Below are 14,244 nucleotides of genomic sequence, written 5' to 3' on the forward strand. Positions count from 1 at the left end.
CGAGTAGGGAGAGGAAACCCCTGGTCCGATCGGGTGCGGACCAGGGGTTACGGTTCCGATGGAACGAATTCCGTAACGGTGACCGGCGGCCCAAGCTCAGGCCAAAGGCCGGTCGGTGTCGGCCGGTGTCAGCCGGCGATCGCCGCCAGGTCGCACGCCTGTGCGCGCAGCGCCCGCGCCAGATCGTCCCGCGCCTCCAGCACCAGCCGGCGCAGCGCCGGCGCCGCGTCCGGGTGCGCCGCCAGCCACGCGTCCGTCGCCGCAAGCGTCTCCGGGCGGTCCTGCAGCGCCGGGAACAGGCCCCGTACGACGTCCATGCCGATCTGGATCGACCGCTCCCGCCACACCCGCTCGATCACCGCGAAGTACTTCTCCGCGTACGGCGCGGCCAGCTCCCGCTGCGAGGGCTGGTCGAAGCCCGAGATCGTCGCCTCCACCAGCGCGTTCGACAGCGCGTCGGACTCCACCACCTGCGCCCACGCCTGCGCCTTGACCGCCGCCGACGGGCGGGCCGCGAGGCAGCGGACCTGGTGCCGCTTGCCGGACGCCGTGTCGTCCCGGGCCAGCTCCGCCGCCAGCACGGACTCGTCGGCCGCGCCGTGCGCCGCCAGCGGCTCCAGGAACGCCCAGCGCAGCTCCTGGTCCACGTCCAGGCCGTCGATCGCCGTGGTGCCGTCCAGCAGGTCCGTCAGCAGCTTCAGGTCCGGCTCGGCGGCGGCCACGGTCGCGAAGAACCGCGCCCAGGCCAGCTGGTGCTCGCTGCCCGGCTCGGCCGTCCGCAGCTCCCGCAGCGCACCCTCCGCCAGCAGCTCACCGCCGGTCTCCCGCCACTCGGGCGCCGCGTAGTACACCAGCGCCGAGTTCGCCCACGCGTGCAGCATCTGCAGCACACCGATGTCGGACTCCCGGCCCGCGAACCGCAGCACCAGACCGACGAAGTCCCGCGCCGGCAGCAGCGCGTCCCGGGTCATGTTCCACAGCGCCGACCAGCACAGGGCACGGGCCAGCGGGTCGGTCAGCGCGCCCAGGTGCTCCTGGAGCGTGGCCAGCGAGGTGGCGTCGAAGCGGATCTTGCAGTACGTCAGGTCGTCGTCGTTGACCAGCACCAGCTCCGGGGCCTCGGCGCCCACGAGGTCCGCGACGACCGTGCGCGGCTCGTGCACGTCCGTCTCCACGCGCGCGTACCGCTGAAGCGCACCGTCGGGCGTACGGCGGTACAGGCCCACCGCGACCCGGTGCGGGCGCTCCTCGGGGTGCGACTCCGGAGCCTCCTGCACCACCGCCAGTTCGGCCACCCGGCCCGCCGGGTCCAGCAGCACCTGCGGCGTCAGCGAGTTGACCCCGGCCGTCTGCAGCCACGCGCGCGCCCACGCGGACATGTCACGGCCGCTGGTCTCGCCCAGCACCGACAGCAGATCGCCGAGGCGCGTGTTGCCGTACGCGTGCCGCTTGAAGTAGCGGCGGGCACCCTCCAGGAACGCGTCCTGGCCGACGTACGCCACCAGCTGCTTGAGCACCGAGGCGCCCTTGGCGTACGTGATGCCGTCGAAGTTCAGCTTGGCGTCCTCCAGGTCGTGGATGTCCGCCGTGATCGGGTGCGTGGAGGGCAGCTGGTCCGCGCGGTACGCCCACGCCTTGCGGCGGTTGGCGAAGGTGATCCAGGCGTCGGTGAAGCGGGTCGCGCCGACGGCCCCGAACGTGCCCATGAAGTCCGCGAAGGACTCCTTCAGCCACAGGTCGTCCCACCACTCCATGGTGACCAGGTCGCCGAACCACATGTGCGCCATCTCGTGCAGGATGACGTTGGCCCGCGCCTCGTACGACGCCTGCGTCACCTTGCCGCGGAAGATGTACTCCTCGCGGAAGGTCACCAGGCCCGGGTTCTCCATCGCACCGAGGTTGTACTCCGGCACGAACGCCTGGTCGTACTTCCCGAACGGGTACGGGTAGTCGAAGTGGTCGTGGAAGAAGTCCAGGCCCTGCTTGGTGACCAGGAAGACGTCGTCGGCGTCGAAGTGCGGGGCGAGCCCCTTGCGGCACAGCGCGCCGAGCGGGATCTCCAGCTTGGTCCCGTCCTCGAAGGTGCGCGTGTAGGAGTCGGTCACGTAGTGATACGGGCCCGCGACCACGCACGTGATGTACGTCGAGATCGGCTTGGTCTCCGCGAACCTCCAGACACCGTCGGCCCGTTCGCCCGCGCCGTTGCTCCACACCGTCCAGCCCTCGGGCGCCCGCACCTCGAAGCGGTAGGGCGCCTTCAGGTCCGGCTGCTCGAAGTTCGCGAAGACGCGGCGGGAGTCGGCCGGCTCGTACTGCGTGTAGAGATAGACCTCGCCGTCCTCGGGGTCGACGAAGCGGTGCAGGCCCTCGCCGGTGCGCGAGTAGGCGCACTGCGCGTCCACGACCAGCTCGTTCTCCGCGGCCAGGTCCTCCAGCGCGATCCGCGCGCCGTCGAAGACCTGGCCCGGGTCCAGGTCCCGGCCGTTGAGCGAGACGGAGGTCACGCTCGGGGCGATCAGATCGGCGAAACTCGTGGCCCCCGGCTCGTTGCAGCGGAAGCGGATCGTGGTCACCGAGCGGAACGTGCGCGGCGCCCCGCCCCTGGAGTCCCCGTCGCCGGTGACGGCGGACCTGAGGTCCAGGGACACGTCGTACCCGTCGACGGACAGCAGGGCGGCCCGCTCCCGGGCCTCGTCGCGGGACAGATTCTCACCGGGCACGGGCGGCACTCCCTCGTGGTCGCGTGCAAGGACGGCTGGTGGAAGACGGCTGAACAGGACCGATCCTGCCATGCGCCCCTGACAGGAGGCACCAGGGAATGGCCGGGCGGACAACGGCGTTCTCGCCCCAATACGGGAAATCGTTCCCCTTGAGGAGAGACATGTCGGAGAAGACCCCCGTCGACTTCTGGTTCGACCCGGTGTGCCCCTGGGCCTGGATGACCTCCCGCTGGGTCCTGGAGGTGGAGAAGGTCCGCGACATCGAGGTCCGCTGGCATGTGATGAGCCTGTCGGTGCTCAACGAGAACCGGCTGGACGAGCTGCCGGAGGAGTACGCCGAGAACATGCGGCCCGGCGGCAAGACCTGGTGGCCGGTCCGGGTGGTGATCGCGGCCCAGCAGCTGCACGGCGACGACGTGGTCGGCCGGCTCTACACCGCGCTCGGCACCCGCTTCCACAACGAGGGCCTCGGGGTGAACCGCGACAGCATCGCCGCCGCCCTCGCCGACGCCGGCCTGCCCGCCGACCTGATCGAGTACGGCGAGAAGGACACCTACGACACCGAGCTGCGCGCTTCCCACAAGGAGGGCATCGACAAGGTCGGCCAGGACGTCGGCACCCCGGTCATCGCGCTGCCCGGTCCCGACGGGGAGCAGATCGCCTTCTTCGGCCCGGTCGTCACCCCCGCCCCCAAGGGCGAGGCGGCGGCCCGCCTGTGGGACGGCGCGGTCGCGGTCGCCTCGGTCCCGGGCTTCTACGAACTCAAGCGCACCCGCACCAAGGGCCCGGACTTCAGCAACCTGTAGGTCCCGGTGACTAGTGCCCCAACAGGCAACGTTCGCCCCGTCGCGACGCCCGGCACGCTCCCCCACTGCCTTAAAGGCGTGGGCGGTGCCCCCACTCGCCGCACCGGGCACAAGCCCAAGTACATCCAGTACGAGGACTTGCACCCAGCACGCCGAGAGCACGCACCGGACGCCGCTCCTTGATGGGCAAACGTTGCCTGCCGGGGCACTAGGTGAGCGGCGCGCCCGGCTTGAGGAAGAACAGGCCGGCGACGGCCCCGGTCTTGTCGAGGCTCACGCGGAACTCGCCGGGGCCGCGCTCCATCCGCAGGGGCACGCTGACCACGGTGAACCGGCCGACCGCGACATCCTTGGGATTCTGGTGCGACCGATAGGCGCCGAACTGAGCCTCGTAGTTCCGCCACGCCTTCTCGAGCGCGTCCGGGGGCAGCTGTCTGCGCACCGTCGCGTCGAAGTGGGCGGTGGCGGCGGTGTAGTCGCCCTTCACGATGTCGTCGAGTGTCTGCAGTGCGATCGTGTCGTCCTGAGACGCGGCCAGTGCGGAAACCTGGGCCGGCAGGAGCGCGGACGCGGCCAGCACGACCGTGCCCACCGCCCGGGCGAGGCGCCGCCTGCCGCCGCGCGCGATGCCGTTGTCGGACATGCCTTCATCGTGCGCCACCCGCGCTCCCCGCGCATGCCGGGCAGAGGAAGACCCCGCGAGTCACGTCCTCGCGGGGTCTTCCGTTCATCCGCCTGCCTGCGTGAAGGGTGAGAAGACGATCACGAGGCAGGACGTCTCAGGGGATCAGTGGATCGGGGGATCCAGGAGATCGGGAGGCTCAGGGAGCCAGCAGCAGTACGTCGGCGCGAGACTTGGCGGCCGCGTAACGGCGGGCCACGTCCTGCCAGTTGACGACCTGCCACATGGCCTCGATGAAGTCCACCTTCTGGTTGCGGTACTGCAGATAGAAGGCGTGCTCCCAGGCGTCGAAGACCAGGACCGGGGTGGCGCCCTGGCCGACGTTGCCCTGGTGGTCGTAGACCTGTTCCACGATCAGACGGCCGCTCAGCGGCTCGTACGCCAGCACGCCCCAGCCCGAACCCTGGGTGGTGGCCGCGGCCTTGGACAGCTGGGCCTTGAAGGCGGCGAAGGAACCGAAGGACTCCTTGATCGCCTCGGCCAGCTCGCCCACCCCGTCGGCGGCGAGCGGCTCTCCGCCGCCGTCCTTCGGGCCGGTCATGTTCTGCCAGTAGACGCTGTGCAGGATGTGCCCGGAGAGATGGAAGGCCAGGTTCTTCTCCAGCCCGTTGATCGAGCCCCAGCTCTCCTTGTCCCGCGCCTCCGCCAGCTGCTCCAGCGTGTCGTTGGCGCCCTTCACATAGGCCGCGTGGTGCTTGTCATGGTGCAGCTCGATGATCTCCGGGCTGATCACGGGGGCCAGCGCCGAGTAGTCGTAGGGCAGGTCGGGCAACGTGTAGACGGGCATGCGTGATCCCCTCCGGAACCTTATTGCAAGTGGCTTGCAACTACACGCTAGCAATAAGAGTGTCAGGGCAACAGAAAGGCCCCCACGTGTCGTACGTGGGGGCCGGTGCCGGTGCGGGGCTCAGCGCTTGGCGCGGGCCCGCTGCCAGAAGTAACCGACGGCCGCCAGGGTCAGCGTCATCCCGCCCGTCGAGTACAGCTGGACGCGGGTGTCCGGTTCGCGGGCCATCAGGACGAAGATCGCGACCATGCCTGCCAGGGCGACCCAGGTGAGGAAGGGGAACGCCCACATGCGGACGACCAGCTTCTTGGGGGCCTCGCGTTCGATACGGCGGCGGAGCCGGAGCTGGGAGACCGCGATGAAGATCCAGACGACCAGGATGACCGCGCCGATCATGTTCAGCAGCCACTTGAAGACGTCGTCCGGCCGCCAGTAGCTGAGCAGTACGCAGACGAAGCCCAGCACGCAGGAGGTGAGTACGGCGATGCGCGGCACGCCGCCGGAGAGCCGGGCCAGGGCCCTGGGGCCCTGGCCGCGCTCGACCAGCGAGAAGGCGATGCGCGAGGAGCCGTAGATGTTGGCGTTCATCGCGGAGAGCAGGGCGACCAGGACGACCACGTTCATCAGCCGGCCCGCGCCCGGGATGCCGAGGTGGTCGAGCGTGGCGACGTACGGACCCTTCGTCACGACGTCCTGGGAGTTCCACGGGACCAGGGTGACGACGACCGCCATGGAGCCGATGTAGAACAGGGCGATCCGCCACATCGCCGTACGGACGGCGGACGCCACGCCCTTGACCGGGTTCTCCGACTCGGCCGCCGCGATGGTGACGGTCTCCAGACCGCCGTAGGCGAAGACGGAAGCGAGCAGGCCGACGATCAGGCCGTTGCCGCCGTGCGGAAGGAAGTGGCTCAGGTTCGCGGTGCCGGGGGCGTCCGTGCCGGGCAGCACGCCCGCGATGGCCAGCACGCCGAGGATCAGGAACAGGGAGATCGCGCCCACCTTCAGCGCCGCGAACCAGAACTCGAACTCGCCGAAGTTCTTCACGGCGGCCAGGTTCGTCCCGCAGAACACGACCATGAACAGCGCGACCCAGAGCCACTCGGGGGTGCCGGGCACCCAGCCGGAGACGATGTGCGCGGCGCCGATGCCCTCCAGGCCGACGGCCGTGCACAGCAGGATCCAGAAGGACCAGCCGGCCGCGAAGCCCGCCCAGGGCCCGATCGCCCGCTCGGCGTGCGCCGAGAACGAACCCGAGGAGGGGTAGGCGGCGGACATCTCGCCCAGCATCCGCATCACCAGCATCACCAGCAGGCCGGAGAGCGTGTAGGCGATCACGATGGAGGGGCCGGCGGCGGCGATGCCCGCGCCGGAGCCGACGAAGAGACCCGCGCCGATCACCCCGCCGAGGGCGATCATCGACAGATGGCGCTGCTTGAGGCCGTGGGAGAGGGAGCGGCCGTCCTGTTGCTGTGGCGGCGTCTCGGTCGGCGTACTGCTGGTGGGCATGGGCGCGGCTCTCCCCGGGCAATGGGCGGGCAAAAACCCCGCCAGTCTGGGCGGCCCGTCCGCTCGGGCGGAGGGGCTGCCCAGTATCCGGACATCTGGCGTACGCAGGGTGAACCAGCGGTTACGCGAGCCGTTGTGCGGCCGGTTACGCGGCCGCGAGCACCGGTGTGTAATGCGAGGCGTCGCCCTCGATCGAGTAGCTCTCCTTGCCCTCGATGCCGACCGGGACGTCACCGGCGACGGTCACCCGGTGCAGCCGGCGCGGCCGTCCGTCGTAGTTGTCGATGGCGTAGTGCTGGGTGATCCGGTTGTCGAAGAGCACCAGCTCGTTCTCCGCCCAGCGGTGGCGCAGGATGTTCTCCGGACGGGTGACGTACGCCTGGAGCAGGTCGAGGATCTTGCGGGACTCGCCCGTCGACAGGCCGATGACGCGTTGGGCGAACCCGCCGATGAACAGGCCGCGCTCGCCGGTCAGGGGGTGGACGCGGACCACCGGGTGGGCCGTGCGGTAGGTGATGGATGTGAACTGGGCGCGCTGGGCGGCCTGTTCCGCGTCGATCTCCTCGTCCGGCACCGCGTAGTCGTAGTCGTTGGTGTGCTCGGCCCACAGGGTGTCGGCGAAGCGGCGCAGCGGCTCGGGCAGGTCGCGGTAGGCGGCCGCCGCGTTGGCGATCAGGGTCTCGCCGCCGTACGGCGGGACGGTGATCGAGCGCAGGGTGCTGGCCTGGGGCGGGTTGAGGACGAAGGTGACGTCGGTGTGCCAGTGGTTGGCGCGGCCCCGCTCGCTGTCGACGGGCAGTACGTTCGGGGCGCCGTCGACCGCGCCGACCGTCGGGTGGGCGGTGGTCAGGTCGCCGAAGTGGCGGGCGAAGGCCTGCTGACCGGCGTCGTCCAGCCCGCCGGCGTCGAAGACGAGGGCCTTGTGGACGTTCAGGGCCTCGCGGAGCGCGGTGACCTGCTCCGGGGCGAGCGGCTCGGTGATGTCGACACCGGAGACGCGGGCGCCGATGCGTGCGGTGACCTTGGTGATCTCGAGGGACATGGCGGTTCCTTTCGGGTTTTTGACGAGGACGGGAGCGGGGGACAGGTACTGGTTGGCGGGGCGGGGGAGGCCGTAGCGCTCCCGGAGGGTCCGGCGTGGGCCGTATGCGGTGCGGAACAGGCCGCGGGCGCGCAGGATCGGTACGACGTGCTCGACGAAGGCGTCCAGGCCGGAGGGCAGCACGGCCGGCATGATGTTGAAGCCGTCGGCGGCGCCTCGCGTGAACCACGTCTCGATCTGGTCGGCGACCTGCTCGGGCGTCCCGGTGAAGGTGAGGTGGCCGCGTCCGCCGCCGAGCCGCGCGATCAGCCGGCGGACGGTGAGCTTCTCGCGCCGGGCCAGCTCGACCACGAGCGTGTAGCGGCTCTTGGCGCCCTCGACGGCGGACTCGGGCGGCAGCTCGGCGGGCAGCTGTGCGTCCAGCTCAAGGGTTCCTGCGGGCAGTTGCAGCAGCCCCTCCAGCCGGTCCAGCCCGTGGTCGTACACGATGTGGTCCTCCAGCAACTGCTCCGCCGCCCGCGCCTCGGCCTCCGTCGAGCCGAGGACGGGCACGATCCCGGGCAGCACCTTGATGTGTTCGGGGTCGCGTCCGGCCGCCTCCGTACGGGACTTGAGGTCGGCGTAGAAGGCCTGTGCGGCGGCGAGGGTCTGCTGCGCGGTGAAGACCGCCTCCGCGTACCGGGCGGCGAAGGCCTTGCCGTCCTCGCTCGACCCCGCCTGCACCAGCAGCGGGTAGCCCTGCGGCGTACGGGGGACGTTGAGGGCGCCCGCAACGCTGAAGTACCTGCCCTGGTGCCGGGGTGGGTGGATCTTGCTGTCGTCGCCCCAGACGCCGGCCGTCCTGTCGCCGACGATCACGTCGTCCTCCCAGCTGTCCCACAGCTTCAGCGCCACGTCGAGGAACTCGGCGGCCCGGGCGTACCGCTCGACGTGTGCGGGCTCCGCGTCGAGGCCGAAGTTGCGGGCGGCCTCGGCGCCGGCGGTGGTGACGATGTTCCAGCCGGCCCGGCCGCCGCTGATGATGTCCAGCGAGGCGAACGTGCGGGCCAGGTTGTAGGGGGAGTTGTAGGAGGTGGAGGCGGTGGCGATGAGGCCGATGTGCTCGGTCGCGGTCGCCAGCGCGGTCAGCAGGGTGAGCGGCTCCAGGGCGCCGGCCGGCCGCTGGGCGAGGTTGCTCCACAGCTGGGGGCTGTCGGCGAGGAAGAGGGAGTCGAAGGTGCCTCGCTCGGCGATGCGGGCGAGCCGTACGTAGTGCTGGAGGTCGACGTGCGCGTACGGGTCGCTCTCCGGGAGCCGCCACGAGGCCTCGTGGTGACCGGTGTTCATCAGGAACGCGTTCAGGTGGAGCTTTCTCTCTGTCACCGGTGGTCCTCCGTGACACCCAGGGCGGCCAGCAGCCGTTCGCGGTACTCGCCCAGCACCGGCTCCCGGTAGGAACGCGGGTGGGGACGGTCGATGGGCAGGTCGAGACCGATCCGGCCCCGGTCCAGGACGAGGACCCGGTCGGCGAGCACGATCGCCTCGTCCACGTCGTGGGTGACCAGCAGCACGGACGGCCGGTGACGCGTCCACAGATCGCGCAGCAGGTGGTGCATCTTGATCCTGGTGAGCGCGTCCAGTGCGCCGAACGGCTCGTCGGCCAGCAGGAGTCCGGGCTCGCGGACCAGGGCGCGGGCGAGTGCGGCCCGCTGGGCCTCGCCGCCGGACAGCTCGCCCGGCCAGGCCCGCTCCCGGCCCTGCAACCCGACCTCCGCCAGTGCGGCCCGGCCGCGCTCGACGTCGTCCCTGCCGTCCGCGCCCAGCAGGACGTTGTCCAGCACCCGGCGCCAGGGCAGCAGCCGGGAGTCCTGGAAGACGACCGAGACCTGCTCCGGTGCGGTGAGCTCTCCGCTGCCCGCGACGCCGTGGTCGAGTCCGGCCACCGCCCGCAGCAGGGTGGACTTCCCCGAACCGCTGTGCCCGAGCAGGGCCGTGAACTGGCCGGCGGGCAGGTCCAGATCGATGCCGTCGAGCACCGTACGGTCGCCGAACGACCGGGTCAGGCTCCGCAGCCGTACCGCCGGGCGGGTCAGCTGCTCAGTGTGCGGCGCCATGACAGCACCCTCCGTTCGATCAGGCGGACCACGCTGTCGGAGACCAGGCCGAAGACGCCGTAGATCAGCAGGCCGACCAGGATGACGTCGGTCTGGCCGTAGTTCTGTGCCTGGAACATCAGATAGCCGAGGCCGCTGGTCGCGTTGATCTGCTCCAGCACCACCAGACCCAGCCAGGAGCCGGTCACCCCTAGCCGGAGTCCCACGAAGAACCCGGGCAGCGCGCCGGGGATCACGACCTGCCGGATGAAGGCGAACCGGGACAGGCCCTGCACCTCGGCGAGTTCGACGTAACGGCTGTCGATGCCGGAGAGCGCGGCGTGCGTGTTCAGATAGATCGGGATGTAGACGACGATCGCGATGATGGCGACCTTGAACGTCTCCCCGATGCCCAGCCAGAGGATGAACAGCGGGATCAGACCGAGGGTCGGGATCGCCCGGTTGAGCTGCACGGTCCCGTCGACCAGCGCTTCCCCGGTCCGGCTGAGCCCGGAGACGAGCGCGAGCAGTACGCCCGCGACGAGGCCGATCGCGAAGCCGTATCCGGCTCGTGTGAGGGAGGTCAGGACGTCGGTGGACAGGGTGCCGTCGGTCCACAGATGAGCGGCCGTCCGCAGCACCGTCCAGGGCGCCGGTACGGCACCTGTGTCGAGCGCACCCGCAGCCGAGGCGGCGGCCCACAGGGACAGCAGGACGAGCGGGCCGATCAGCCGGGCGGCGGGCAGCCGGCGGCCGGGGGAGAGCCGGCGGCGCCGCCGGACCTGGGGGAATTGCCCGGCCTGAGCCGCCGGGACGGCGGTCGTCGCGGTTATGGCGGTCATGTGCGGTACTCCTCGGGTACGGCCTTGGCGGCGATCGACTCGAAGCGGTGGTCGAAGAGCGAGGAGACGTCGAACTTCTTCACGAACCCGCCCTCGGCGAGCAGATCGGCGGTCTCCTGCTCCCACTTGACCGCCTCGTCCCAACCGGGCGGGAACAGCGGCTTGTTGGCGAGCCTGGTGATGCCCTGCGCCTGCTGGAGGGTCAGGTTCTGCGTCTTGACGTAGAACTCCTCGTCCCACACGTCCGGGTGCTCGTAGGCCCACACCTGGCCCTGGGCCCACTGCGGGATGTAGGCGGCGATCGCGGCGGCCTTCGCGGAGTCGTTCAGCACGGACTGCGGCGCCCACAGCAGGTTGAGCAGGTCGACGACGTCGGTGGCGATGGTGTGGGCGCCCTTCGCCGCGTACTGCTTCAGATACGCGGGGGCCTGACTGATGGCGAGCGGGGCCACGTCGACCTGCCCCGACTGCAGCGCGGTGAAGAACTGGTTGCTGGTCAGCGGGACCAGCGTCACCTCGTCGTACTTCAGGCCCGCCTGCTTCAGCGCGCGCAGCAGGACGACACCCTGCGCCTGGCCCTGCGAGAAGGCGAGCCGCTTGCCCTTGAAGCCGCGGACGGTGCGGATGTCGCTGCCGGGCTTGGTGGCGAACAGGTAGTTGGGTTTGCGCGTGATGCCGATCGCCACGATCTTCGCGTCGTAACCCTGGTAGTGCGCCTGGATCGGCGGGATGCCCGCGTTGTTCGCGAGGTCCAGGGACCCCGCACGGAAGGCGTTGATGACGTCCGGACCGGCGCCGATGTTCAGCCAGTTCGACACGGTGAACGGCAGCTCGGGCAGCTTCGCCAGCCTGAACTGCAGCTGCTGCTGCCCCAGGTAGGAGGCGATCTTCAGGCTGGTCCCGGCCGGGACCTTGTCCGCGAGCGGCTTGGTGGCGGCGCCCTCGGTGTCGGCGGAAGGCTCGCCCTTGGCGCAGCCGCTGAGGCCTGCCACGGCCGCGGACGCGCCCAGCAAGGAGGAGAGAAAAACACGACGGTGCATGGGAGAACTCCCAGGGGAAAAGAGGGGAAACGCAGCAGGAATTCCGGGCAGGCGGGCCGGAGGAAGAAAGGCTCACGCAGCGGGAAACACGCGCTTCATGCGCGGCAATGTGTCAGCAACAGAGAGTGCGACAGCTCCTGAGCTGGTCCATGACCAGCATGTTCCCGGCCACGATCGCCCCCTGTCAACATTCCGAGTTTCTGAATTAAATAGCCTCAGGTGACGCGCCCAGTGGATCCCGGAACAGCACGTCCAGCGCCACCGAACCGCCCGCCACGGCCAGCACGGAATCGGAGAAACTCGTCGGCAGCACGGTCGCCGTACGACGCATTCCGGCCGCTTCTCTGAGCGCGCTCAGGCAGTCCTCGAAATGGATCACGCCCACCTCGGTCACGACCACGGTCTCCGGATTGAGGACGTCCAGCAGCAGCCCGGCCGCCCGCCCCGTCGTCCGGGCCCGCTCCACCAGCAGCCGCCGGGCCACCGCGTCCCCGGCCGCCGCGGCGGCCACCACATGCATCGGATTCGCCGAGCCGATCACCCCGGCGGCACGGGCCCGTCGGCCGAGCGTCCGCTCGCTCAGCTCCACCTGGAGGCAGCCGGTACGGCCGCACGGGCAGGGTTCGGTGCCGCCCGGCACCGGCAGATGCGCGATCGCCCCGGCCGCCGAACGCGGTCCGTGATGCACCTCGTCGTGGGTGGCGAAGGCCGCGTCGACCACATTGCCCACGAACAGATGCAGCACGCTCCCGCTGCCCCGGGCCCGCCCGAACAGCCGCTCCCCGTTCACCAACGCCCGCGCGTGCCCGTCCACATGGACCGGCAGCCCGGTGCCGGCGCCGAGCAGCTCCCGCACCGGCACCTCGCGCCAGCCCAGCAGCTCGTGCTCGACCACGCTGCCCGTCTCCCGGTCCACCCAGCCGCCGACCGCCACCCCGACCCCCAGCGGCCGACGGCCCGGCAGCCCGGCGAGCAACCCCGCGAGCCCCTCGGCGGCCCGCGCCAGCACCCAGCCGGGATCGGTCCGTTCGTGCCGCAGCTCGCGCCGGGCCACCACCCGGCCGCGCAGATCCAGCAGCGCGACCGTCGTGTACGGCACAGCCACATGCACCCCGCCGACCACGAAATCCTTGTCGTTCAGGTCGATGGGGACGTGCGGCCGTCCGACCCCGTTCGAGCGGCGCGGTACGGCGGACTCGCGGATCAGACCGAGACCGGTGAGCCGGGCGCAGTGCTCGGTCACCGACGCCGGCGACAGTCCGGTCAGCCGGGCGACGGTGCTGCGCGCCACCGGCCCGTGCTCCAGCACGGACCGCAGCACGACACTGGCGCTGGTGCGTCGCCGGTCCCGGTCGGCGGCACGCGGAACGGGCGAGACAAGAGGGGATACCGCGGTACGGGGCATGGAGAACCGTCCTCGGGAACGGGGCCGACACGTCTCGGAGTTCGAAAGGCTGGAGCTTCGAAGGGTTCGAGCTGAGAGGCGTGCCGAGCGGTCCGCCCCTACCCCGGGCGGCGACAGGTGGCCGCGCCCTGGCGTCGCAGGTCGACATAGCGACGCGACGTGAAGAACCGGGCCTGGGCAACCATGCGTTCGAAGCTAGCAAACCGCCCCCGCGCTGCCCAGACGGCGACCGACGGGCGAGACGGGCCTGCGGGAGCCCTGCGGGGCATCGACCGGGCTCCGGCGGAGCTTTGGTGGGACCCTACAGTTCCGGTTCGGGGCAGAGGAGTGAGCTGAGCGCCTCCACCTCAGTGACCGGTATCACGTCGTACCCGGTGTAACTCACACCCTTTGTATGAAGCGCACCAAGGCTCGACTCAAGCCTTTGTCGATCGGTGACGGTGATCGACGCGACCGGCGCGGTATAGCGTCGCCGTGTTCCCACCTGCCCACTCACCCGCGGAGTCCCCATGAGCACCGCCACCGCCACCGCTCGCCCCGGCGCAGTCCTCGCCGACCTGCTCCCCACGTCCCGCGCCCGCGACGCGGCCCTCGTCGTCGGCGGCGCCGTGCTCACCGGTCTCGCGGCCCAGGTGGCCGTCCCGGTGCCCGGCTCCCCGGTGCCGGTGACCGGCCAGACCTTCGCCGCGCTGCTCGTCGGCACCGCGCTCGGCACCCGCCGCGGCTTCCTCTCCCTCGCCCTGTACGCGCTCGCCGGTGTGGCCGGTGTCCCGTGGTTCGCGGACGGCACCTCCGGCGCGGGCTCGGTCTCCTTCGGCTACATCCTCGGCATGCTGCTCGCCTCGGCCGCCGTCGGCGCCCTGGCCCGGCGCGGCGCCGACCGCTCCCCGGTGCGCATGGCGGGCACGATGGTCCTCGGCGAGGCGATCATCTACGCCGTCGGCGTGCCCTACCTGGCCCTGGCCGCCCACATGTCCCTCTCCCAGGCGGTCGCGGCTGGCCTCACCCCGTTCCTGATCGGTGACCTCCTCAAGGCCGCCCTGGCGATGGGCGCGCTGCCCACCGCCTGGAAGTTCGCGAACAAGCGCTAGACGAATGAGTCCGATGTGATCAGTGGTCGAAGGCGATCAGCGAACGGGTGACCGGCGCGCCGATCCTGCAGTTGGCCACCGCCAGGCAGATGAGCTCGGAGTCGCTGAGGAGGCACGGGCGTCCCGTCCAGCGCATTCCTCCGATCTCGTCGTCGATCTTCTCGTACAGTGCCGTCGAGAGGGTCTCCAAGTCAGGCGTCACAACCGGATCTTGGGGGCCCTCGCCACGTCCGCACGCCGAAGCCCCG

12 protein-coding genes and 1 pseudogene are annotated in these 14,244 nt (G+C 70.7%); 2 read left to right on the forward strand and 11 right to left on the reverse strand.

Going from position 1 to position 14,244, the window contains the following annotated elements; all coding sequences use genetic code 11:
- Nucleotides 1–128: 128 nt before the first annotated feature.
- The gene (gene pepN / locus AB5L52_RS29100; protein WP_369367085.1) at nucleotides 129–2,720 is read right to left on the reverse strand and encodes an aminopeptidase N; all 2,592 of its coding nucleotides are present in this window, start codon (nucleotides 2,718–2,720) and stop codon (nucleotides 129–131) included.
- A 161-nt stretch (nucleotides 2,721–2,881) separates the two neighbouring features.
- Between pepN and AB5L52_RS29105 the strand changes: the two genes are divergently transcribed.
- Complete coding sequence (locus tag AB5L52_RS29105; protein WP_351026581.1) at nucleotides 2,882–3,526, forward strand: DsbA family protein; 645 nt, start codon at nucleotides 2,882–2,884, stop codon at nucleotides 3,524–3,526.
- A 208-nt stretch (nucleotides 3,527–3,734) separates the two neighbouring features.
- Here AB5L52_RS29105 and AB5L52_RS29110 read toward each other — a convergent pair whose 3' ends face one another.
- From AB5L52_RS29110 to AB5L52_RS29150, 9 genes and pseudogenes are all read right to left on the reverse strand, one after another.
- Nucleotides 3,735–4,169: a DUF3887 domain-containing protein gene (locus AB5L52_RS29110; protein ID WP_351026580.1), complete on the reverse strand. Its 435-nt coding sequence runs from the start codon at nucleotides 4,167–4,169 to the stop codon at nucleotides 3,735–3,737.
- A gap of 178 nt (nucleotides 4,170–4,347) precedes the next feature.
- Entirely contained in the window at nucleotides 4,348–4,995 is a 648-nt protein-coding gene (locus tag AB5L52_RS29115) for a superoxide dismutase (RefSeq protein WP_351026578.1), read from the reverse strand.
- 120 nt (nucleotides 4,996–5,115) lie between these two features.
- Entirely contained in the window at nucleotides 5,116–6,504 is a 1,389-nt protein-coding gene (locus AB5L52_RS29120; protein ID WP_369367087.1) for an amino acid permease, read from the reverse strand.
- A gap of 145 nt (nucleotides 6,505–6,649) precedes the next feature.
- On the reverse strand, nucleotides 6,650–7,546 hold the full coding sequence (locus tag AB5L52_RS29125) for a TauD/TfdA family dioxygenase (RefSeq protein WP_351026755.1): 897 nt from the start codon (nucleotides 7,544–7,546) through the stop codon (nucleotides 6,650–6,652).
- Nucleotides 7,547–7,573: 27 nt separating this feature from the next.
- A pseudogene (locus AB5L52_RS29130) lies at nucleotides 7,574–8,908 on the reverse strand (LLM class flavin-dependent oxidoreductase); the annotation flags it as partial.
- Nucleotides 8,905–9,639 carry an ABC transporter ATP-binding protein gene (locus AB5L52_RS29135; RefSeq protein ID WP_369367089.1) on the reverse strand — a complete coding sequence of 245 codons (735 nt, stop codon included), beginning with the start codon at nucleotides 9,637–9,639 and terminating at the stop codon, nucleotides 8,905–8,907. The pseudogene AB5L52_RS29130 and the gene AB5L52_RS29135, both read right to left, overlap by 4 nt.
- Entirely contained in the window at nucleotides 9,615–10,460 is an 846-nt protein-coding gene (locus tag AB5L52_RS29140) for an ABC transporter permease (protein WP_351026574.1), read from the reverse strand. Before AB5L52_RS29140 ends, AB5L52_RS29135 begins: the two co-directional genes overlap by 25 nt.
- On the reverse strand, nucleotides 10,457–11,500 hold the full coding sequence (locus AB5L52_RS29145) for an ABC transporter substrate-binding protein (RefSeq protein WP_351574755.1): 1,044 nt from the start codon (nucleotides 11,498–11,500) through the stop codon (nucleotides 10,457–10,459). The genes AB5L52_RS29140 and AB5L52_RS29145 overlap by 4 nt, the downstream gene beginning before the upstream one ends.
- 205 nt (nucleotides 11,501–11,705) lie before the next feature.
- Entirely contained in the window at nucleotides 11,706–12,905 is a 1,200-nt protein-coding gene (locus AB5L52_RS29150; RefSeq protein ID WP_369367092.1) for an ROK family protein, read from the reverse strand.
- A 509-nt stretch (nucleotides 12,906–13,414) separates the two neighbouring features.
- On the opposite strand from AB5L52_RS29150, the gene AB5L52_RS29155 reads away from it, so the two are divergent.
- Entirely contained in the window at nucleotides 13,415–13,996 is a 582-nt protein-coding gene (locus AB5L52_RS29155) for a biotin transporter BioY (RefSeq protein ID WP_369367094.1), read from the forward strand.
- A 19-nt stretch (nucleotides 13,997–14,015) separates the two neighbouring features.
- Here AB5L52_RS29155 and AB5L52_RS29160 read toward each other — a convergent pair whose 3' ends face one another.
- On the reverse strand, nucleotides 14,016–14,198 hold the full coding sequence (locus AB5L52_RS29160; RefSeq protein ID WP_369367096.1) for a hypothetical protein: 183 nt from the start codon (nucleotides 14,196–14,198) through the stop codon (nucleotides 14,016–14,018).
- Between the last annotated feature and the right edge of the window lie 46 nt (nucleotides 14,199–14,244).

Origin of the sequence: Streptomyces sp. CG4 (genome assembly GCF_041080655.1) — a bacterium.
Taxonomy (GTDB): domain Bacteria; phylum Actinomycetota; class Actinomycetes; order Streptomycetales; family Streptomycetaceae; genus Streptomyces.